Annotated in this window: 20 protein-coding genes and 1 other RNA gene; 7 read left to right on the top strand and 14 right to left on the bottom strand. The window is 68.7% G+C overall.

Going from position 1 to position 20202, the window contains the following annotated elements; genetic code table 11:
• Nucleotides 1-93: 93 nt before the first annotated feature.
• The 5 genes from AC1DVU_RS10195 to AC1DVU_RS10175 form a co-directional block, all read right to left on the bottom strand.
• Nucleotides 94-3015 carry a bifunctional [glutamine synthetase] adenylyltransferase/[glutamine synthetase]-adenylyl-L-tyrosine phosphorylase gene (locus AC1DVU_RS10195; RefSeq protein ID WP_476922314.1) on the bottom strand — a complete coding sequence of 974 codons (2922 nt, stop codon included), beginning with the start codon at nucleotides 3013-3015 and terminating at the stop codon, nucleotides 94-96.
• Between the two features lie 43 nt (nucleotides 3016-3058).
• Complete coding sequence (locus tag AC1DVU_RS10190) at nucleotides 3059-4396, bottom strand: glutamine synthetase family protein (RefSeq protein ID WP_476922313.1); 1338 nt, start codon at nucleotides 4394-4396, stop codon at nucleotides 3059-3061.
• Nucleotides 4397-4443: 47 nt separating this feature from the next.
• Nucleotides 4444-6381 carry an acyl-CoA dehydrogenase family protein gene (locus tag AC1DVU_RS10185; RefSeq protein WP_476922312.1) on the bottom strand — a complete coding sequence of 646 codons (1938 nt, stop codon included), beginning with the start codon at nucleotides 6379-6381 and terminating at the stop codon, nucleotides 4444-4446.
• A gap of 91 nt (nucleotides 6382-6472) precedes the next feature.
• Nucleotides 6473-6787: a transcriptional regulator gene (locus AC1DVU_RS10180; RefSeq protein ID WP_476922311.1), complete on the bottom strand. Its 315-nt coding sequence runs from the start codon at nucleotides 6785-6787 to the stop codon at nucleotides 6473-6475.
• Nucleotides 6780-7373: a hypothetical protein gene (locus AC1DVU_RS10175; protein ID WP_476922310.1), complete on the bottom strand. Its 594-nt coding sequence runs from the start codon at nucleotides 7371-7373 to the stop codon at nucleotides 6780-6782. Before AC1DVU_RS10175 ends, AC1DVU_RS10180 begins: the two co-directional genes overlap by 8 nt.
• Before the next feature lie 119 nt (nucleotides 7374-7492).
• Between AC1DVU_RS10175 and AC1DVU_RS10170 the strand changes: the two genes are divergently transcribed.
• Entirely contained in the window at nucleotides 7493-9235 is a 1743-nt protein-coding gene (locus AC1DVU_RS10170; protein ID WP_476922472.1) for an NAD+ synthase, read from the top strand.
• Between the two features lie 180 nt (nucleotides 9236-9415).
• Nucleotides 9416-10300 carry a 3-methyl-2-oxobutanoate hydroxymethyltransferase gene (gene panB, locus AC1DVU_RS10165; RefSeq protein WP_476922309.1) on the top strand — a complete coding sequence of 295 codons (885 nt, stop codon included), beginning with the start codon at nucleotides 9416-9418 and terminating at the stop codon, nucleotides 10298-10300.
• A gap of 77 nt (nucleotides 10301-10377) precedes the next feature.
• Here panB and AC1DVU_RS10160 read toward each other — a convergent pair whose 3' ends face one another.
• Genes AC1DVU_RS10160 through AC1DVU_RS10150 form a run of 3 tightly spaced genes read right to left on the bottom strand, consistent with a single transcriptional unit; the run spans nucleotide 10378 to nucleotide 11640 of the window.
• The gene (locus AC1DVU_RS10160; RefSeq protein ID WP_476922308.1) at nucleotides 10378-10650 is read right to left on the bottom strand and encodes a hypothetical protein; all 273 of its coding nucleotides are present in this window, start codon (nucleotides 10648-10650) and stop codon (nucleotides 10378-10380) included.
• On the bottom strand, nucleotides 10647-10844 hold the full coding sequence (locus AC1DVU_RS10155; RefSeq protein ID WP_476922307.1) for a hypothetical protein: 198 nt from the start codon (nucleotides 10842-10844) through the stop codon (nucleotides 10647-10649). The genes AC1DVU_RS10160 and AC1DVU_RS10155 overlap by 4 nt, the downstream gene beginning before the upstream one ends.
• Before the next feature lie 31 nt (nucleotides 10845-10875).
• Entirely contained in the window at nucleotides 10876-11640 is a 765-nt protein-coding gene (locus AC1DVU_RS10150) for a class I SAM-dependent methyltransferase (RefSeq protein WP_476922306.1), read from the bottom strand.
• Nucleotides 11641-11692: 52 nt separating this feature from the next.
• Between AC1DVU_RS10150 and map the strand changes: the two genes are divergently transcribed.
• On the top strand, nucleotides 11693-12541 hold the full coding sequence (gene map, locus AC1DVU_RS10145; protein WP_476922305.1) for a type I methionyl aminopeptidase: 849 nt from the start codon (nucleotides 11693-11695) through the stop codon (nucleotides 12539-12541).
• Between the two features lie 6 nt (nucleotides 12542-12547).
• Here map and AC1DVU_RS10140 read toward each other — a convergent pair whose 3' ends face one another.
• Both AC1DVU_RS10140 and AC1DVU_RS10135 read right to left on the bottom strand, forming a co-directional pair.
• Entirely contained in the window at nucleotides 12548-12733 is a 186-nt protein-coding gene (locus AC1DVU_RS10140) for a hypothetical protein (RefSeq protein ID WP_476922304.1), read from the bottom strand.
• Between the two features lie 65 nt (nucleotides 12734-12798).
• Entirely contained in the window at nucleotides 12799-13626 is an 828-nt protein-coding gene (locus AC1DVU_RS10135) for an aldo/keto reductase (RefSeq protein WP_476922303.1), read from the bottom strand.
• 195 nt (nucleotides 13627-13821) lie between these two features.
• Between AC1DVU_RS10135 and AC1DVU_RS10130 the strand changes: the two genes are divergently transcribed.
• Complete coding sequence (locus AC1DVU_RS10130; RefSeq protein WP_476922302.1) at nucleotides 13822-14034, top strand: hypothetical protein; 213 nt, start codon at nucleotides 13822-13824, stop codon at nucleotides 14032-14034.
• A gap of 38 nt (nucleotides 14035-14072) precedes the next feature.
• Here the strand turns inward: AC1DVU_RS10130 and rnpB are convergent.
• Nucleotides 14073-14468: RNase P RNA component class A (gene rnpB / locus AC1DVU_RS10125), an RNA gene on the bottom strand.
• 243 nt (nucleotides 14469-14711) lie between these two features.
• Between rnpB and AC1DVU_RS10120 the strand changes: the two genes are divergently transcribed.
• The 3 genes from AC1DVU_RS10120 to AC1DVU_RS10110 are packed head-to-tail and all read left to right on the top strand — an operon-like array spanning nucleotide 14712 to nucleotide 17136.
• Complete coding sequence (locus AC1DVU_RS10120; RefSeq protein WP_476922301.1) at nucleotides 14712-15263, top strand: TMEM165/GDT1 family protein; 552 nt, start codon at nucleotides 14712-14714, stop codon at nucleotides 15261-15263.
• A 10-nt stretch (nucleotides 15264-15273) separates the two neighbouring features.
• Nucleotides 15274-16347, top strand: coding sequence for an SLC13 family permease (locus AC1DVU_RS10115; protein WP_476922300.1), 1074 nt, complete (start codon nucleotides 15274-15276; stop codon nucleotides 16345-16347).
• Nucleotides 16348-16371: 24 nt separating this feature from the next.
• The gene (locus tag AC1DVU_RS10110) at nucleotides 16372-17136 is read left to right on the top strand and encodes a YaaA family protein (protein WP_476922299.1); all 765 of its coding nucleotides are present in this window, start codon (nucleotides 16372-16374) and stop codon (nucleotides 17134-17136) included.
• A 16-nt stretch (nucleotides 17137-17152) separates the two neighbouring features.
• Here AC1DVU_RS10110 and AC1DVU_RS10105 read toward each other — a convergent pair whose 3' ends face one another.
• From AC1DVU_RS10105 to AC1DVU_RS10095, 3 genes are read right to left on the bottom strand one after another with little or no spacing between them, the layout of a single operon-like run.
• Nucleotides 17153-18280, bottom strand: a complete 1128-nt coding sequence (locus tag AC1DVU_RS10105; protein ID WP_476922298.1) for a bifunctional RNase H/acid phosphatase — start codon at nucleotides 18278-18280, stop codon at nucleotides 17153-17155.
• The gene (locus tag AC1DVU_RS10100) at nucleotides 18277-19020 is read right to left on the bottom strand and encodes a zinc ribbon domain-containing protein (protein WP_476922297.1); all 744 of its coding nucleotides are present in this window, start codon (nucleotides 19018-19020) and stop codon (nucleotides 18277-18279) included. Before AC1DVU_RS10100 ends, AC1DVU_RS10105 begins: the two co-directional genes overlap by 4 nt.
• Before the next feature lie 60 nt (nucleotides 19021-19080).
• Nucleotides 19081-20202 carry a Nif3-like dinuclear metal center hexameric protein gene (locus AC1DVU_RS10095; protein WP_476922296.1) on the bottom strand — a complete coding sequence of 374 codons (1122 nt, stop codon included), beginning with the start codon at nucleotides 20200-20202 and terminating at the stop codon, nucleotides 19081-19083.

Below are 20202 nucleotides of genomic sequence, written 5' to 3'. Positions count from 1 at the left end.
CTGCCTGCCCCTCCCCGCGATTTGTGACGAAATGCACGACTCGCGCGCCGATTTCGGTGCGAAACGTCACAAATCGTGGCGCGCTGGAACGGCTCACTCGTAGAAGATGCGCTCCACGACCTTGCGGGCCTGCCGGGTCGTGCGGAGGTACTCGTCGACCATGCGCTCGCTCTGCTCCATGCCGTAGCCCAGCAGGTGGGCCACGCCTGCGCGCTCGCTGGCCTGCTCGACCATCGACTCCGCAGGCTTGCCGCGCATCAGGACGACGGCGTTGCGGATGCGACTGACGAGCCGCCAGGACGCCTCGAGCGCCTGGGCGTCCTCATGGCTGACGAGGTCGGCCTTCATCGCCGCGTGCAGGGCGTCGAGGGTCCGGGTCGTACGCATCTCGGGCACGGCGTGCGCGTGCTGCATCTGCAGCAGCTGCACGGTCCACTCGACGTCGGCGAGTCCGCCGCGGCCCAGCTTGAGGTGCGTGTTGGGGTTGGCGCCACGAGGCAGGCGCTCGGAGTCGACGCGGGCCTTGATGCGGCGCACCTCACGGATCTCCGCCGACGTCGCGCCGCCCTCCGGCCACCGCAACGGGTCGATCAGAGCCGTGAAGCGTTCGTTGAGGCCAGGGTCGCCGACCGTCGCGCTGGCTCGCAGCAGCGCCTGGGCCTCCCAGACGGCCGACCACTTCTCGTAGTACGCCTTGTAGGCCGCGAACGTACGAACGAGAGGCCCGTTCTTGCCCTCGGGCCGCAGGTCCGCGTCGACGTCGAGCGGCGGGTCGTCAGCCGGGGCCGCCAGCATCTTGCGCAGGCCCTGCGCGACAGCCATCGCGGCCTCGGCGGCCTCCGTCTCGTCGGCACCGTCGACCGGGTCGTGGACGAACATGACGTCGGCGTCCGACCCAAAGCCCGCCTCACCGCCGCCGAGGCGCCCCATCAGCACGATCGACAGGCGGGTCGGCATCGTGCCGCGCTCAGCCTCGACCGCCGAGGTCGCGGCCTTGAGCGCACCGTCGAGCGTCGCAGTCGACACGTCCGTCAGCGCCTCGCCAACCTCGAGGATGTCGAGGCGGCCGAGCACGTCGGCGATGCCGATGCGGGACAGCTCGCGGCGGCGCACCCGGCGTACGGCCCGGATCGCATCCTGCGGATTCTTGTGCCGGCTCGTCGCCAGCTCGACCTCCGTGCGCAGGCGGTCACGCTCGAGCGGCCGCAGCTCGGCATCGTCACCGAGCAGCGCGACGGAGTCGGGTGCCCGCAGGATCAGGTCCGTGACGTAGCGGCTCGACGACAGGACGTGCGCGAGCTGCTCGGCACCCTCACCCTCGTCGCGAAGCTTGCGGAGATACCAGTGCGTCTCGCCGAGGCCCTCGGAGATCTTGCGGAACGCCAGCAGGCCACCGTCGGGGTCCGGCGACTCGGCGAACCACGCCAGCATCGCCGGCAGGAGCGACTTCTGGATCGCCGCGCGCCGCGACACTCCTGATGTCAGGGCCTGGATGTGCGCAAGCGCGCCCTTGGGATCGGCGAATCCCAGTGCCGTGAGCCGTTGCTCGGCAGCCAGCGGGGTGAGCCGCAGGCCGGCTGTCGGCAGCGACGCCACCGCCTCGAGGAGCGGTTGGTAGAAGAGCTTCTCGTGCAGTCGGCGGACGATGCGCCGGTGCGCCTGCCACTCGCGTGTGAGGTTCTCGGCCGGGTTCTGCCGGAACCCCATGCTGCGGCCGATGCGCCTCAGGTCTTCGGCGTCGTCCGGCACGATGTGGCTGCGCCGCAGCTTGAACAGCTGGATGCGGTGCTCGAGGGTCCGCAGGAACTCGTACGCCTCCTCCATCGCGGCACCGTCGCGGCGGCCGACATAGCCGCCCTCGATCAGCGCCTGGAGCGCATGCACCGTCGTCGGGCTGCGCAGCGAGACGTCGGCCCGGCCGTGGACGAGCTGCAGCAGCTGCACCGCGAACTCGACGTCGCGCAACCCGCCGGCGCCGAGCTTGAGCTGCCGGTCCCGATGGTTGGGCGGGATGTTCTCGATGACCCGACGACGCATCGCGCGTACGTCCGACACGAAGTTGTCGCGCGTGCTGGCCATCCAGATCATCGGCGACAGCGCATCGAGATAGCCCTGCGCCAGCTCCTCGTCACCTGCGGCATAGCGGGCCTTGAGCAGTGCCTGGAACTCCCAGGTCGTCGCCCACCGCTCGTAGTACGCGATGTGGCTCGACAGCGAGCGTACGAGCGGGCCGGAGCTGCCCTCGGGCCGAAGGTTGGCGTCGACCTCCCAGATCGTGCCCTCGCCGGTGTGCTCTCGGCACAGCTTCATGACCGCGGCCGCGAGCCGGGTGGCCGCACCGATCGCCGCGCCAGGGTCGGCTCCCTCGGCGGGCTCGTGGATGAAGATGACGTCGACGTCGCTGACGTAGTTGAGCTCGCGGCCGCCGGTCTTGCCCATCGCCATGATGGTGAGTCGGCAGAGGTCCGCTGCGTCCTCGGCCGCCGTGGCGATCCGCAGAGCTGCGCCCAAGGTCGCCACTGCGAGGTCGGCGAGCTCGCCGGATGACTCCTCGAACGACGTGAGCGCCGTCAGGTCGCGGGCCGCGATGTGCAGGAGCTTGCGGTAGTACGCGACCCGCAGCTCGTCGGCCGTCGTCGCCTCCTCCATCTGCCGGCGGCGTACGTCGAGCGTGATCGGCGTCGGCGACAGCTCTGTCGAGCTCAGGTCGAGCAGGTGCTCGGGATGGCGTACGAGGAAGTCGCCCAGCGCCTCGCTCGTGCCGAGGACGACCAGCAGCCGCTGGCGCAGCTCAGCGTCCGAGTCCAGCAGCTCGAGCAGCCGGGGCGCGCCGAACCGCTCCCCGATCGCGGAGAGCGAGGACAGCGCCGTGTCAGGGCTCGCCACACCGGCGATCTGGTCGACGAGGGAGTCAGGTACGTCGCCCAGCCTCGTCAGGTCTGCGACGGCACCCTCGCCGTTGCGGAACCCCTTGCGGGCAAGTGCCAGGGCGAGCTCACGCGCGTCTGTTGCCACCCGAGCAGGCTACCCGCCCGGCCGAGGCACCGACATTCGGTCGTCAGACCATGGGCATGAGGCGGTCGAGCTCGAACTGGGTGACCTGGGACCGGTAGTCCTGCCACTCGGCCCGCTTGTTGCGCAGGAAGAAGTCGAAGACGTGCTCACCGAGCGTCTCGGCGACGAGCTCGCTGCTCTCCATCGTCCGGATGGCCTCGTCGAGGTTGCGCGGCAGCGGCGCGATGCCCATCGCCTTGCGCTCGTTCTCGGTGAGACCCCACACGTTGTCCTCGGCCTCGGCCGGCAGCTCGTACTTGCCCTCGATGCCCTTGAGGCCCGCAGCGAGCACCAGAGCGAACGCGAGATAGGGGTTGCTGCCGGAGTCGATGCCGCGGTGCTCGACGCGCGCCGAGCCACCCTTGTGCGGCTTGTACATCGGCACGCGGATCAGGGCGGAGCGGTTGTTGTGGCCCCAGCAGACGTAGTTGGGTGCCTCTCCCCCGCCGGCCAGGCGCTTGTAGGAGTTGACCCACTGGTTGGTGACCGCGGTGATCTCGGGTGTGTGCTCGAGGACCCCGGCGATGAACGCGCGGCCGGTCTGGGACAGCTGGTACTCGGCGCCTGCCTCGTAGAAGGCGTTCTCGTCACCCTCGAACAGCGACACGTGCGTGTGCATGCCGGAGCCCGGGTGCGCGGTGAACGGCTTGGGCATGAACGACGCCCACTTGCCCTGGCTCAGAGCCACCTCGCGGACCACCGTGCGGAACGTCATGATGTTGTCGGCCGTGGAGAGCGCGTCGGCGTAGCGGAGGTCGATCTCCTGCTGGCCCGGACCGTTCTCGTGGTGGCTGAACTCGACCGAGATGCCCATGTTCTCGAGCATCGTGATGACCTCGCGACGGAAGTCCTGGCCGCCGCCCTGGGCCGTGTGGTCGAAGTAGCCGCTGTCGTCGACCGGCACCGGCTGCTCGCCGAGGCCCGGCTTGCCCTTGAACAGGTAGAACTCGATCTCGGGGTGCGTGTAGAACGTGAATCCCGCCTCGGCGGCCTTCTGCAGCGTGCGCTTGAGCACGTGGCGCGGATCGGCGTACGACGGCGTGCCGTCGGGCATGAGGATGTCGCAGAACATGCGCGCCGTCGCGGGCGTCTCGCCGCGCCACGGGAGGATCTGGAACGTCGACGGGTCGGGCATCGCGAGCATGTCGGACTCGTGCACTCGGGCGAAGCCCTCGATCGCGGAGCCGTCGAAGCCAATGCCCTCGGCGAAGGCACCTTCGAGCTCAGCCGGCGCGATGGCGACAGACTTCAGTGACCCGAGCACATCGGTGAACCACAGACGTACGAACCGGACGTCGCGCTCCTCGAGGGCGCGCAGCACGAAGTCTTCCTGTTTACCCATGCTGACAGTGTGACGACGACGTGTTACGGGCTTGTTACAGGGTCTGGTTACCGGTATTTACGGTGTACGTCCTTGTGGGCCGACTCGCCGGGCTCCCACGACGCGATCCAGGGGCCGGTGCCCTCAGACGCGTCGATGACGCCGGCCTCGAGCCAGCTGAACTCGCCGTCGAGAACGCGGTCGGCGAGCGCCCGGTCGGCGTCGTCGGTGTTGTGCCACAGCCCGTTGAACAGCTCCTCGACGCGCAGCCTGGACTGGGCGCAGAAGATCTCGGCCAGCTCGTACGCGGCGGCGCCCTGCGCGGGCTCCGTCGTCCGCAGCATCTCGGCGCGTGAGCACACCGCCGCCATCGCGAACAGCTCGGCGCCGATGTCGACGATGCGGCCGAGGAATGCCTGCTTGTACTCGAGCTTCGCCTGCCACCGGCTCATCCCGTAGAACGTCTGGCGGGCCAGCTTGCGCGACGACCGTTCGACGTACCGCAGGTGCTTGGCGAGCGCGCCGAACTCGTTGAATGACGATCGGACGTTGCCCTTGCCGGCTGCGAGCTTGGGCAGCCACGTCGCGTAGAACCCGCTGGCCTTCGCGGCGGCCTTGGCCTTGGACGACAGGTCTGCCTCGGCAGAGGCCAGGTCACCCGCGACGGTCAGGTGCGTGTCGACCGCCTCGCGCGCGATCAGCAGCCGCATGATCTCCGAGGACCCCTCGAAGATCCGGTTGATCCGCATGTCGCGGACCAGCTGCTCAGCGGGCACGGCCCGCTCACCCCGCGCCGCCATCGACTCGGCGGTCTCGTAGCCCCGGCCGCCACGGATCTGGACCAGCTCGTCGGCGATCTGGCAGGCCATCTCGCTCGACCACAGCTTCGCCAGCGCCGCCTCGATGCGGATGTCCTTGCTGCCGGCATCGGCGAGCTCGGCCGACAGCTCGAACACCGCCTCCATCCCGAACGTCGTTGCCGCGATGAACGCCAGCTTCTGCGCAACTGCCTCGTGCTTGCCGACCGGGCGCCCCCACTGAACGCGCGCATTCGACCACTCACGGGCGATCTTGAGCGACCACTTCCCGGCCCCGGCGCACATCGCGGGGATCGACAGCCGGCCCGTGTTCAACGTGGTCAACGCGATCTTGAGCCCGTCGCCCTCCCGGCCGACGCGGTTCTCGACCGGCACGCGTACGCCGTTGAACCGGGTCACGCCGTTCTCGATGCCGCGGAGTCCCATGAACGCGTTGCGGTTCTCAACGGTGATGCCGGGCGTGTCCATGTCGACCACGAACGCCGTGATGCCGCCACGCTGACCCTCGCGCTTGGGCACCGTCGCCATCACGACGACGATCTCGGCGATGACGCCGTTGGTTGTCCACAGCTTCACCCCATCGAGCACGTACGCGCTGCCGTCGTCGGTCGGCACCGCCGTCGAGCCCATGCGCGCCGGGTCGGAGCCGACATCGGGCTCGGTGAGCAGGAACGCCGTCACCGCGCCCGCCGCACAGCGGGGCAGATAGGCCTGCTTCTGCTCGTCGCTGCCGAACATCTTGACCGGCTCCGGCACGCCGATCGACATGTGTGCCGACACCAACGCGCCGAGACTCGGGTGCACCGACCCGATCAGCGTCAGGGCCTTGCCGTAGTGCAGCATCGACAACCCCAGGCCGCCGTATGCCTTGGGGATCTTCATGCCGAAGACACCGAGATCGGCGAACCCCTTGAGATAGTCGTCGGGGACCAGCGCGTCGCGCTCGATCCGCGAGCCATCAAGGCTCTCGCAGTACGCCCTGAGCTTCGCGAGGAACTCCTCACCACCCGCCGCCTCGGCAGCGTCCTGGCGCGGATGCGGGTGGACCAGCGTCCAGTCGAACCGGCCGAGATAGAGCTCCTTGGCGAAGCTGGGCCGCTGCCATCCCGACTCTCGCGCCGCCTCGGCGACCTCCCGCGCCTGCTTCTCGCTGACATTGGCTTTCGTGCCGACGGTCTCGGTGCTCATGGCGTCCCCTTCGTCCCTCCGCGGTTACCTCCCAGTACTACCCGCGTCCGAGGCAGGAGGGAAGACCCGCCGTGAGGTCACGAGGCCTCGACTAACGCGTCCGCTCAGGGTCGGAGAGCCCTCTGAGGCGTTCCAGCTGAGCCCAGTGACGGGCGATCCGCTCGGCACCGTCCTGGGTGAGCGTGACCCTGGTGTTGGGCTTCTTGCGGACGAATCGCTTCTCGATCTCCACCAGGCCGGCATCCTCGAGCTTGGCGAGATGACTCGAGAGGTTGCCCTTCGTGAGCCCCGTCGTGCGCTGCAGGAACACGAAGTCGGCGTCGGCCACCGATGTCAGCACGGTGAGGATCGCCAGCCGGCCGGGCTCGTGGATCAGCCGGTCGAGGGTGAAGTCGTCCTCAGGCACCGGCGTGATCTTCCTCGCGTGCGGGACCGAACCTGCGCATGAGGAGCCGGTGGTCGAGCACGCCGTTGAGGATGAAGGCGACTCCGGCCATCCAGAGCCCGGTGTTGCCGCTCATCCCTTCACGCTCCCAGACCGGAAGCAGACCGGCGGCGAGCAACGCGCCGAAGATCACGAGATGATGCGCTCGCAAGCTGACCGTCGCGGCAATCACCGTCAGCGTGATCAGTGCCATGGAGATGGCGATCGTGTTGAGCGGCAGGTTGAGTGACCACGATGCTCGGCTCGACAGCAGCAGCGACCCGAGGAACACCGCGGGCGCGCCGACGAACATCGCCACAGCCATACGTCGGTGGTGGCGCATCGTCGGCCGCGATCGACCGTACCTGTCGTTGTAGTACTGGTTGAGCGCCACAGCCGCCACGCCCAGGACCCCCAGACCGACGAAGAAGGCAAGGTCGTGCTCGAACGGACCCCAGCCCGCGTTGCCCAGCGCCGCCAGGATCAGCAGCAGTCCGCCCACGACTCCGAAGAGCCCGCGAAAGTAGGCGTTCTCAGCCGCTGCGGTCGTCATGTCCCTGCGTTCCATGATGTGCTCCAAACTAGTTTGTGCTGCAAACCTAGTGAGCCGAGGTCGCCTTGTCAATCAGTCCAAGACGCAGACCTGCCCGGTGCGCGCGCCGCCTATACGCTGAACCCGTGCCTCAGATGCGTCTCGCCCTTGCCCAGGTCAATGCCACGGTCGGCGATCTGGCCGCCAACGCCGATCTCGTCGTCGACTACTGCAAGCAAGCCGTGGCCAGGGGCGTCCACCTCGTGGTGTTCCCCGAGATGGTGCTGACGGGCTATCCGATCGAGGACCTCGCGATGCGCGCGTCGCTCATCAAGGCATCGCGCGCAGCCGCCGAGGACCTCGCCGTACGCCTCAAGGACGAGGGCTGTGGTGACCTCGTCGCGATGGTCGGCTTCCTCGACCAGGCGCAGCACATCACCGAGACGATCGGCATCCCCAAGAACGCGCCCACCAACTCCGTCGCCGTGATGCACGGCGGCGAGATCGTCACCCGCCAGGCCAAGCACCACCTCTGGAACTACGGCGTGGGCGACGAGATCCGCAACTTCGTCGCCGGTGACACGATCAACATCGTCCAGATCGGCGGCATCGACGTCGCGCTCGCGATCTGCGAGGACCTCTGGCGCGACGGCCCGTCGGCCGCCGCCAAGGCCGCCGACGCGGCACTGCTGGTCGTACCCAACGGCTCGCCGTACGAGGCCGACAAGGACGACGTTCGCCTGGAGCTGTGCGCGCGACGGGCCAGCGAGGGCGAGTGCGTGCTGGCCTACGTCAACCTCGTGGGCGGGCAGGACGAGCTCGTCTTCGACGGCGACTCGATCGTCGTCGACTCCGCCGGCACGGTCCTCGGGCGCTCAGGACAGTTCGACCCCGAGCTGCTCGTCGTCGACCTCGACCTCCCCGCGGCGACTCCGGCGATGCCGGACGCCGACGAGCGGTTCGGCGGGCTCAGGATCAAACGTACGATCGTCAGCTCCGAGCCCTTCGAGGCGTACGAGCCGCTGCCGACGGTCCACAACGAGCGCATGCCACGCCTCGAGGAGATCTGGACCGCACTGGTCGTCGGACTGCGCGACTACGTGCACAAGAACGGTTTCCGGTCGGTGCTGTTCGGCATGTCCGGCGGCATCGACTCCACGCTCGTCGCCGCAATCGCCGTGGACGCCCTGGGGCCGGAGAACGTCTTCGGCGTCTCCAACCCCAGCGCCTGGTCGAGCGAGCACTCCAGGTCCGACGCCGCCGAGCAGGCCCGGCGCACGGGTCTGTCGCTCGACACCGTCCCGATCGCGCCGATCTTCGACGCATACCAGAAGGCGCTACACCTCGACGGACTCGCGGAGGAGAACCTGCAGGCCCGCATCCGCGCAGTGATCTGGATGGGGCTGTCCAACCAGCACGGTCACCTCGTGCTGGCGTGCGGCAACAAGTCCGAGCTCGCGACGGGCTACTCCACGATCTACGGCGATGCCGTCGGCGCGTACGCCCCCATCAAGGACGTGCCCAAGACCCTCGTCTGGGAGCTCGCCAAGTGGCGCAACAAGGTCGCTGCGGATCGCGGCGAGACGCCACCGATCCCCGAGGACACGATCACCAAGCAGCCGTCGGCCGAGCTGCGGCCCGGGCAGTACGACTCGGACTCGCTGCCGCCTTATGACCTGCTCGACGCCGTCCTCGACGCGTACGTCGAGCGTGACCTCGGCTCCGCGGACGTCATCGCCGAGGGATTCGACCCAGCCCTGGTCGAGCGGGTCATCACGCTGGTCGACAAGGCGGAGTACAAGCGCCGCCAGTACCCGCCGGGACCCAAGGTCTCGCGCCGCAACTTCGGCCGCGACCGCCGCGTCCCGATCACCCATCGCTGGCGCGAGAAGCTGTAACGGACCCGGTGGTTGAGGAGCGAGGCACGAGCGTCTCGAAACCACAGTGGTTTCGAGGCTCCGCTTCGCTCCGCACCTCAACCACCGTGAGCCGCATCACGCCGCCCAGCCTCGGTTTCTGGCACGCTGGAGACATCCGTGGACTCCGCGAGGAGCTGCGAGACGACAAGGAGAACGGCCATGGCTGACGCCACCCCAGAAGAGACCGCCCCGTACGGCTCCGGACCGGCCGCAGCGCCCGCTGCCCCGGCCGGAAGCACGCAGATCCGCAAGATCCGCATCCATCACCTCCAGCAGATGAAGGAGCGCGGCGAGAAGTGGGCGATGCTGACGGCGTACGACCAGTACGCCGCAGCGACGTTCGACGAGGCCGGCATCCCGGTCATGCTCGTCGGCGACTCCGCCTCCAACAACGTGTTCGCCAACGAGACCTCGCTTCCGGTCACGGTCGACGAGCTCATCCCGCTCGTCCGCGCGGTCACGCGCTCGACGACGCGGGCGCTGATCGTCGCGGACCTGCCGTTCGGCTCCTATCAGCGCTCCCCCGAGCAGGCCTTCGACACCTCCGTCAGGTTCATGAAGGAAGCCAACGCGCACGCCGTCAAGCTCGAGGGCGGCCTGCCGATGGTGCCGCAGGTCAAGCTGCTCACCGATGCCGGCATACCCGTCATGGCGCACATCGGCTTCACGCCACAGGCCGAGCACAACCTCGGCGGCTACCGCGTGCAAGGCCGCGGCAGCGCAGCCGAGCAGCTCATCGCCGAGGCCAAGGCGCTGGAGGAGGCCGGGGCCTTCGCGATCGTCATGGAGATGGTGCCGGCACCCGTCGCCGCCGAGGTCACCAAGGCACTGCGCATCCCGACGATCGGCATCGGCGCCGGCATCGACTGCGACGCCCAGGTGCTGGTGTGGCAGGACATGATGGGCCTGCGCACCGGCAAGGCGCCGCGCTTCGTCAAGCGCTACGCCGATCTGCATGGCGTCATGCTCGAGGCCGCCAAGGCGTATGCCGATGACGTCGCCAACGGCGCCTTCCCCGCCGCAGAGCACAGTTTCGAGAGCTGATTGCGTCGCGTGGGAGTGACGTTTGCGTCGGGGCTACACGGCGATTCGCGACCCAAACGTCACTCCCAGCGAGACCTCTACGGGCTCCAGTCCCAGTGGGTTGCGCCGAACCAGGCGAGCCCTGCCCACAGCACGAGCCCGACGACCGGCACGGCGATGGTCCGCCGCGGGTGGCTGCGCGCCCACCGCGCGACGAGCCACACCTGCGGGATCAGCAGCGCGAACGCGAGGACGATCCCCCACCATGGCGCAAAGAGGCCGGTCGACACCGAGCACCAGAGCACCATCAACAGCCCGACGATCGCGATCCACGGCCCGGATCGATCGAGCTTGACCCTGCGCCGGCTCACTCCTTTGGCTGCTCGGGCTCGTCGTTCCACTCCGGGTCGTTGTCCCACGCCTTCGTACGCGCAGCGGCGATCTCGTACGCGTGCGAAGCCTCGTCGGCCGTGTCGTACGGGCCGAGCCGGTCAGTGGCGCGGCATCCCTCCTCGCCCTCGACGGTGTTGTGCTTGGTGCAGAAGTAGAACTTGCCCTCGCTCATGTGGCACACCCTTTCGGAGTCGGGTCCAACGCTATCCGGTTCGGCCCCGAGTGCGGCCGACTGCGTACCGGAAGTGGTTGACCAACATGTACCCGCCATCAACGGTCCGGAACGGTGCCGCCGCCGCGATCACGACGGGTGACAGCTCCGCGATGGTCTCGGGATCCTCGCCCAGGAGCACCCCGCGTACGAGCGTGTCGTCGTCTGCCGCATGCCACGGCACCTCGACCATGCCGCTCGACACGATCTCGACCCCGCCACTTCCAAGCAAGCGCTCCAAACCCCCGGACACGCGGAGCTCGCCATCGGGACGCGGCTCATCGCCATCGGCCTGCGCCACAGCTGCCTCAATCGTGTCGAGGTCGTTGTGATCACGCCCCGCCCAGTTGACGACTGCGACGGCCCCGCCGGGGACGGTCACCCGTACGAGCTCGGCCAGCGCATCGTCGGTGTCCTCGGCGAACTGCAACGCATTGACCGCGGTCACCAGGTCGAACGTGTCGTCCGGCCAGGGCAGGTCGTCTGCACCACCTGACCTGATGTCGGCCCCGGGCACCCGGGCCCGGGTCAGGGTCACCATGCCCGGAGCAGGGTCGATGCCCGCGATCGAGAATCCGCGCTGATCCAGGTGCGCGAGCAGGTCGCCGGAGCCGCAGCCGACGTCGAGGACGCGGGCTCCCGCGGCCAGATCCGCAGACTCGAGCACGGCCGACCAGGCCGGCTCGGCGAACCGTCCCCACAGTTCGGCCCAACCGTCGGCAACGTCGGACCACCCGCCGGCGTCAGCTCCATCCACGTACCCACGCTACCGATGACTCGCGCTGGCGCGGAGTCTCTAGACTCTGCGGGTGACTGTCCTGACTGCCGGCCGCCTGTCCGCCGAGCGCGTGGTGCCCGCCTCGATCGAACGTCCCGAGTATGTCGGGCAGATCGCGCCACTCCCCTACCGCGGCTCGTACGTGCGCGACGACGAGACGATCGCCGCGATGCGTGTTGCCGGTCGGATCGCCGCACAGGCCCTCGACGCGGTCGAGGCCGCCATCGTGCCGGGCGTGACGACCGACGAGCTCGACCGCATCGGCCACGATTTCCTGGTCGACCACGGCGCCTACCCGTCGACGCTGGGCTACCGCGGCTACCCCAAGTCGCTGTGCAGCAGCGTCAACGAGGTCATCTGCCACGGCATCCCCGACGACCGTCCGCTGGCGGACGGCGACATCGTCAACATCGACATCACGGCCTTCATCGACGGCGTGCACGGTGACAACAGCAAGACGTACCTCGTCGGCGACGTCGACCAGGAGTCACGCCTGCTCGTCGAGCGTACGTATGAGGCCACGATGCGCGCGATCCGCGCTGTGAAGCCAGGCCGCGAGGTCAACGTGATCGGCCGGGTCATCGAGTCGTACGCGAAGCGGTTCGGCTACGGCGTGGTCCGCGACTTCACTGGGCACGGCGTCGGCCCCGCATTCCATGACGGGCTCGTCATCCCGCACTCCGACGAGCCGTCCTACGACACCGTGATCGAGAAGGGCATGACCTTCACGATCGAGCCGATGCTGACGCTGGGATCGGTCGAGTGGGACATGTGGGACGACGGCTGGACCGCCACGACGCAGGACAAGTCGCGCACGGCTCAGTTCGAGCACACGCTCCTGGTCACCGCCGACGGCGCGGAGATCCTGACGCTGCCCTGACGGGTCTCAGCGCAAGAAGGCCTTCACGAGGAAGGCCACGACGATTCCAATGCCGGCGCCGAGCAACGCGGCCGGCAGGAAGAGGTCGTCACCGGCGAACAGGCCGACCGCTCCGCCGACAAGCAGGCCTAGGCCCGCCCCGACGGCGTACGTGTAGACGGGCGACGGCTCAGGTGGGTGGTGTTCACTCATGGCCGGAAGCGTATCCCGCAGGCGCCGTCAGCTGTAACTCTTTGTGACAGTGTTGTTCGACCCACTCAGTTGAACGTGTCGGGGTCGGGCCCCGTCCGGTGATCCTTGTTGAGCGCCGAGATGAGGCCCATGTCGGAGTCGGAGAGCTCGAAGTCGAACAGCGCGAAGTTCTCCTCGACCCGGCTCCGCGTGACGGACTTGGGGAAGACGATGTCGCCGCGCTGCACGTGCCAGCGGAGCACGACCTGCGCCGGGGTTCGGTCGTGGGCCTTCGCGATCCCGGTGATGACCGGATCGTCCAGCACGAGTCCTTGCGCGATCGGGGACCACGCCTCCGTCGCGATGCCGAGCTCGGCGTCGACCGCGCGCACGGCCTCGTTCGTCAGGTAGGGGTGCACCTCGATCTGGTTGACCGCGGGGACGATCTCGGTCTCCTGGACCAGCCGGCGCAGGTGATTGGTCTGGAAGTTGGAGACGCCGATCGCCTTGGCCCCGCCGCTGCGGTAGATCTCCTCCATCGCCTTCCAGGTCTCGACGAAGTCGATGTCGCTGCCCGGGAGCGGCCAGTGGATCAGGAACAGGTCGACGTAGTCGAGCCCGAGCGCCTTGAGAGTCCCGTCAAAGGCTGCAAGGGCGTCGTCGTGAGCGTGGTTGCCGTTGTTGAGCTTGCTGGTCACGAACACCTCGCTGCGGTCCAGTCCTGACTCACGCACGGCCTCGCCGACGCCCTCCTCGTTGTGATAGCCCTGCGCCGTGTCGATGTGGCGGTAGCCGACCTCGAGGGCCGCGAGCGTCGCCGCCTTGGTGTCCTTCGGCGGGACCTGATAGACCCCGAAGCCGAGCTGCGGGATGGACACTCCGTTGTTCAGGGCGATGCTGGGCACAGTGCTCATGAAGGAGAACTCCTGGGAAGTCGTGGGCGTCTGATGCGGTCCGCGCCCTCTGCCGACGAGCGGCGAGGCCTGCCTTCACCAGCGTACGGGGGACGTGATGGCGAGCACGCCTAACTTCCTGGGCTCGCCGTCGTTCTAGATGTGGAGACCCAGACGGGGAGGTCGAACATGCATCGTGTTGTGCTGAACATGCAGATGAGCAGCGAAGACGCGTTCACGACCGTGTCGACTGCTCTGGGTGCCATCCCGGACATCACGATCGACTCTCCGGGCTGGAACAACAACCGCCACCTCGTCGTCACGATCGAGACCGAGGACCCCGATGTCGTCGACATCGTCCGCGAGATCACGTGGCAGTTCGACGCCCTGGCGATCCAGCACTCCCTGCACCTCGCCGACACCGGCTGAGTCCATCAGCGCCGGCCTGACCGGCGGCGGCCTGGGTGCGAATGAGCCGGCCTGTAAGCCGGATCCTGTCGGGCCACCGAAGTGGCCCGGGCGGCCATCCATCTGGGACGCCCATTGCTGGACGCCTCGTGCGACCTACCCGCTGACATAGGGCGAGCAGCCCGTCAGCGCAGGGGCCGAAGCCCCCTCTTGGTCTTGCTCCCGGTGGGGTTTACCTAGCCGCCCCGGTCACCCGGAGCGCTGGTGAGCTCTTACCTCACCGTTTCACCCTTACCCGTACCCCTAGAGGCCGTTGGCGGTTTGATTTCTGTGGCACTGTCCCGCACGTCGCCGTGGGTGGCCGTTAGCCACCACCGTCGCTCTGCGGAGTCCGGACTTTCCTCGACACCTCTCCACCTCGCGGTGGAGCGTGCCGCGGCCGCCCGGCCGACTCATTCGCGTCCTCCAGCCTACCGCCCACCGCAGCCCCGTGGAGCCGTCCGCTAGGCTGGAGACACGAAAGGGAGTAGTCCCCAACGGCTGTGTCGACATACTGACTCCACGAAACTGTGGGTTCCGGTGCAGCAGGCCACCTCACGGTGGCGGACGAGACTTTCGACCAGAATTTGTCAATGGCAATGCCTGGTCGAAGGCTTGTCATCCCGGCTCTTCGTCCAGGTGGACGAGGAGCTTTCTTCATGTATGCGGTGCTGCTGAGTGCGGCGTTGGTGTTCATCGCCGAGCTCGGCGACAAGAGCCAGCTGATGTCGATGACGTTCGCGACGCGCTACCGGGCGCGGACCGTGATCATCGGCGCCGGCATTGCCTGCACGCTCACCAACCTCGTCTCGGCGCTGGTGGGCAACGCGATCGGCGACGCCCTGCCCGAGCAGGCCGTACGCGTCGCGGGTGGTGTCCTGTTCCTCGCATTCGCCGCCTGGACGCTGCGCCACCTGGCCGCTGGCGACGAGCCGAAGCCGCCGGCGACCGGTGGCACCGCGATCGTCGTGGTCGGGGTCGCCTTCCTGCTGGCCGAGCTCGGGGACAAGACGATGCTCGCGACCATGACGCTGTCGACCCAGTACCACTGGATGCTGATCTGGATCGGCAGCACGGTCGGCATGCTCTTCTCGATCGTGCTCGCGGTCTTCGTCGGTCGCGCATTGCTCCAGGTCCTGCCGATCAGGGCAGTGCACCTGGTCTCCGCGCTGCTGTTCGCCGGCGTCGGGATCTGGATGCTCGTCGGCTAGCGTCGTCCCAGTGACCCACGACCTGGCCTCGCTGTCCGAGACGATCGCCTTCCTGGTCTCGATCATGGTCCTGGCGCAGGCCTGCGCCGACGAAGGCCTGTTCGAGGTCCTGGGCGGCCACATGTCACGGGCTGCCGCGAGCTCGAGCACCAGGCTGCTGGCCTGGAGCATCGGGCTCGCCGCCGCGGTCACTGCCGTGCTGAGTCTCGATGCAACCGTCGTCCTGCTGACCCCCATCCTGATCGCCGCGACGGGTCTGAGCCCGCACCGCTCACACGCGTACGCATCGGTGCGGATCGCCAACTCCGGGTCGACCCTGCTGCCGGTCTCCAACCTGACCAACCTGCTGGTGTTCGGCGCCACCGGGCTGACCTTCGTGGGGTTCACGTGGGCGATGCTGCCGGTGTGGCTCGTGGCGGTCGCCGCGGAGTACGCCGTGCTGCGCTGGTGGTTCCGGAGCGAGCTCCGCGAGACGTACGAACCGCCGACCGGTGACACGTACGCCGTCCCGCTGTTCCCGGTCGCCGTCGTCATGGTCGTGCTGTTCGCGCTCGCCAGTGGCGCGACGCCGTGGGTGCCCGCTCTTGCTGGCGCCATCCTGGTCAGTGGGTACGCCCTGGTGCGGCGCAACACGACATGGACTGACCTGATCGAGGCGGCCAACATCCCACTCGCTGTCTTCGTCCTCGTGTGGGCCCTGGCGGTCGCCTGGTTGGGCACGACGTCGTTCGGCGAGTGGTTCGACGACTCGATGCCCGCTGGCACGGGTCTGGGCTCGCTGATCGTCGTCGCCCTCATCGCCATGGTGGCGGCCAACGTCGTCAACAACCTGCCTGCGACCTTGCTCCTGCTGCCGGCCGCCGCAGCAGCCGGGCCGGTCGCGGTGCTCGCGTTGCTGATCGGCGTCAACGTCGGCGCCAACCTGACCGTGATCGGCTCGTTGGCCAACCTGCTGTGGCGTCAGTCGGGCGGCCGTACCCTCTCGTCGGTGCGGGAGTTCCACGTGCTGGGCCTCGCCACGACGCCGCTGCTCGTGGTGGCCTGCACTGTCGTGCTGTGGGCGTGGACGTCTCTCATCTGGTGACGGCAGGGCCGCTAAAGTCGTCCCGTGCTGATCCTGCTCCCGCCCTCTGAAGGCAAGACCCGGCCGGAGAGCGGAGCACCGCTCGATCTCGAGTCGCTCTCGTTCGGCCGCCTCACGCCCGTGCGCGCACAGTTGCTGCGTACGCTCGTCAAGCTCTGCAACGGCAACCCCAAGCGCGCCATGGAGGTGCTGGGGCTCGGCACGACGCAGGCTGATGCGATCGCGGTCAACGCCGCGCTCCCGGAGGAGCCGACAGCCCGGGCGGACGAGATCTACACCGGCGTCCTGTTCTCCGAGCTCGACCTCGCAAGCCTCGACGAGGCTTCCCGCAAGCGTGCGGACGAGTCGCTCGCGATCGCCAGTGCGCTGTTCGGCCTGCTGAGACCGGACGACCTGATCCCCGCCTACCGGTTGTCGGGCAACGTGACCCTCCCGCGGCTTGGCACCGTCGCCGGCCGTTGGCGCACGCCACTCCCGCGCGTCATGGACGAGCTGGCCGGCGACGGGCTCCTGATCGACCTGCGCTCCGGGACCTACACGGCCCTCGGCAAGCCGCCCGCCGAGCTCGCCCCTCGTACTGCGACGATGCGTGTGCTCCACGAGCACCAGGGCGCCCGCAAGGTCGTGAGCCACTTCAACAAGGCGACCAAGGGCCGGATCGTACGAGGGCTCTTGGAGTCCGGCGCCGATCCCCGTACGGTCGACGAGCTGCAGTCCGTGCTGGCCGATCTCGGCTGGACCGTCGAGCGCGACGGCCAGCGTCTCGACATCGTCGTCGCCGAGGTCTAGCCGAAAGGTCCTTGGTCTAGTCGGGGACGAGGTTGAAGTTGCGGAGTGACGAGGTGTCGTCCGCGAACCACTGGATCGTCGTGATCGACGCCGGCGACAGCTCGATCTTGTAGATGACCTGCATCGGCGCATCGAGTGCGCGCCGCACGAGCATCTTGATCGGCGTCACATGACTCACCGCGACGACGGTCTTGCCGGCGTACGCCTCGAGGATCCGGTCAGCCGCCGCCGACGCCCGCTCGTAGACCTCGTCGAACGGCTCACCGCCCGGCGGCGCCACCGCGGTCGACGCGAGCCAGTCGTTGAGCTCGGCCGGCCAGCGCTCCATGATGTCGGCGAAGGTGAAGCCGTCCCACTCCCCGAACGATGCCTCGGCCAGGCCTGCTTCGAGCTCGACGTCGAGGCCGAGCTCGTTGGCCACGACCGCGGCGGTCTCGCGTGTGCGCTGCAGCGGCGACGAGACGATCGCGTCCACGCCACCCAGCCGCTTGAGCCAGCCGGCGGCCCGCTGCGCCTGCTCGACACCGGTCGGCGTCAGGCCCGGGTCTGCTCCCCCGCTCCCGCAGAACAGCTTGCGCTCGGTCGACTGCGTGACCCCGTGGCGCAGCAGGATGATCGTGGTGGGCTCACCGTGCGCACCGCCGCGCCAGCCGAGCTGGGCGCTCGGGGTCGCTGGCGCCGCCACGGCTGCCGTGTGAGGAGCCGGCTCACCGACCTTTCCGGACCCGCCTGCGGCCTCGTCGTCGAGCGCCGCGTTGGCGAGCGCATCGGCAGCCGAGTTCTGCTCGCGCGGCACCCAGGTCCACGTCACGCCGACCGGCGGCAGGAGGCGCTGCGCCTCGACCGCGAGCGGCTTCATGCTCTGGTGCTTGATCTTCCACCGTCCGGCCATCTGCTCGATGACCAGCTTGGAGTCCATCCGCACCTCGACGTCGGTGGCGTCGGGCACGTACTCCCTGGCCAGCTCGAGCCCGGCGATCAGGCCGGTGTACTCAGCGACGTTGTTGGTCCCGATCCCGATGGTCGCGCCGCGCTGGGCGATCACCATCCCGGTGTCGGCGTCCCGGACCAGCGCACCGTACGACGAGGGGCCCGGGTTGCCCCGCGAGCCGCCGTCGGCCTCGATGATGATCCGCGAGGTCACAGCCCGGACTCGGGCGTACGTACGAGGATGCGGCCGCACTCGGGGCACCGCAGGACGTCGTCCTCAGGAGCGGCCGCGATGTCGCGCAGGTCGGCGCCGTTGAGCTCGAGCCGGCAGCCCTCGCACCGACGGGCACGAAGCGCTGCGGCACCGAGGCCGCCGTACTGGGCCCGGACCTTGTCGTAGAGGGCGATGAGGTCGTCGGGGACACCCGACGCCGCTTGCGCCCGGTCGGCCTGGGCGCCGGCTGCCTGCTCGTCGAGCACGGCGATCGCGGCGTCACGGGCGGCGACGGCCTGCGCCAGGTCTTCGTTGATGGCGGTGAGATCGGCCTGAATCGCGGCCAGCCGGATCTGCGCCTCCTCGAGCTTCTCCATGACCTCGAGCTCATCGTCCTCGAGCGTCGAGATGCGGCGCTCGAGCGCGACGAGCTCGTGCTGAAGGCTCTCGAGGTCCTTGGGGTTGCTGATCGCACCGGAGTTGAGGCGCTCCTCGTCGCGGGTGCGGCGAGCCTTGACCTGCTCCACCTCGGCGTCGGCCTTCTTCTGGGCCCGGCTGAGGTCGGACACCTCGGTGTCGGCCTCGATGCGTGCCCCGTCGAGCTCGCTCGCCTTGGCCTGCAGGTCCTCGATCTGAGCGTGCTCGGGCAGGGAGTTCTTGCGGTGCTGGAGCTGGGCAAGAACGGAGTCCTGGGCCTGCAGGTCGAGCAGGGCGGACTGGGCAGCGGGGTCGGCTTTCACAAGGGCTACCGTACCGCCGGCACGGGGATCCTCGTCACGGCACGCACGACACGGCCGCACTCACGAAACGTGAGACGTCCAGGGATCGGTGACGATCGTGGAGACCTTGGCCTCGACGCCGGGCACGCGCTCGCTGAGTGCGGCCGCCGCGACGGGCAGCCAGGTCCACTCCGCCGCCCAGTGCGGAACGTCGATGACCGCGCACGCCCCCGGCTGCTCGAGGTGCTCACTGACCGGGTGGTGCCGCAGGTCCGAGGTCACGTAGACATCAGCGCCGGCTGCGTCCGCCGTGGCGAGCAAGAAGTCACCGGATCCCCCACAGAGGGCGACCGTACGGACCCGGCGATCGGGGTCCCCTGCCACACGTGTGGCGCTGCGGTGCTCTGGCAGCCGCTCTGCGACGTGCGCCGCGAAGTCGGCCAGCGTCATCTCCGTGGGCAGCGTGCCGATCCGCCCGCTGCCGCGGTTCGCCGCCTTGGCGGCGGGCTCCAGCACGTCATAGGCGACCTCTTCGTACGGGTGAGCGGCCAGCAGCGCAGAGCGTACGTCCTCCCGCAGGCGGCGGTCCGCCACCATCTCGATCCTGGTCTCGCGGACATGCTCGACCGTCCCGACCTCGCCGATCGCCGGGTCTGCACCCTCCAGCGGCCGGAACGATCCCGTGCCGGTCGACTCGAAACGGGTCGAGTCGTAGTCGCCCATCGTCCCGGCGCCCGCGTCGTGCATCGCGCCGGCCACCGTGTCGGCGTCCGCCTCGGGCACGAAGACGACCCACTTGTCGGTCGGCTCTGCCGGATCGGCCTCCAGCGGACGTACGTCGTTCAGTCCGAGTGCGAGGGCCATCGACTCAGAGACGCCGAGCGGCGGGCTGTCCGCGTTGGTGTGGCAGGTGTGGAGCGCGATGCCGTTGCTGATCAGCGTGTGCACGACGCGACCCTTGGGCGAGGTCGCCGCGACGCTGGTGACCCCTTTGAGCCACAGCGGGTGGTGCGTGACCACGAGATCGGCGCCCCAGGCAACCGCCTCGTCGACCACGGCCTGCACCGGGTCGACGGCGAAGAGCACCTTGGTGACCTCCGCGTCCGGGTCGCCGGCCACCGTGCCGACGGCGTCCCAGCTGTCGGCCCACCGCGGGTCGTACAGGCCGTCGAGGACGCCGACGACGTCACGCAATGTAGACAT

This window comes from Aeromicrobium sp. P2_G6 (assembly GCF_056403535.1).
This window is presented reverse-complemented; position numbering and strand designations above follow the sequence as displayed.

Coding starts and splice junctions, on each gene's coding strand:
- AC1DVU_RS10120 (WP_476922301.1), top strand. CDS start 14,712: ATGTATGCGGTGCTGCTGAGTGCGGCGTTGGTGTTCATCGCCGAGCTC.
- AC1DVU_RS10140 (WP_476922304.1), bottom strand. CDS start 12,733: ATGAGTGAACACCACCCACCTGAGCCGTCGCCCGTCTACACGTACGCC.
- AC1DVU_RS10095 (WP_476922296.1), bottom strand. CDS start 20,202: ATGTCTACATTGCGTGACGTCGTCGGCGTCCTCGACGGCCTGTACGAC.
- AC1DVU_RS10170 (WP_476922472.1), top strand. CDS start 7,493: ATGCGTCTCGCCCTTGCCCAGGTCAATGCCACGGTCGGCGATCTGGCC.
- AC1DVU_RS10185 (WP_476922312.1), bottom strand. CDS start 6,381: ATGAGCACCGAGACCGTCGGCACGAAAGCCAATGTCAGCGAGAAGCAG.
- AC1DVU_RS10175 (WP_476922310.1), bottom strand. CDS start 7,373: ATGGAACGCAGGGACATGACGACCGCAGCGGCTGAGAACGCCTACTTT.
- AC1DVU_RS10190 (WP_476922313.1), bottom strand. CDS start 4,396: ATGGGTAAACAGGAAGACTTCGTGCTGCGCGCCCTCGAGGAGCGCGAC.
- AC1DVU_RS10130 (WP_476922302.1), top strand. CDS start 13,822: ATGAGCAGCGAAGACGCGTTCACGACCGTGTCGACTGCTCTGGGTGCC.
- AC1DVU_RS10135 (WP_476922303.1), bottom strand. CDS start 13,626: ATGAGCACTGTGCCCAGCATCGCCCTGAACAACGGAGTGTCCATCCCG.
- AC1DVU_RS10155 (WP_476922307.1), bottom strand. CDS start 10,844: ATGAGCGAGGGCAAGTTCTACTTCTGCACCAAGCACAACACCGTCGAG.
- panB (WP_476922309.1), top strand. CDS start 9,416: ATGGCTGACGCCACCCCAGAAGAGACCGCCCCGTACGGCTCCGGACCG.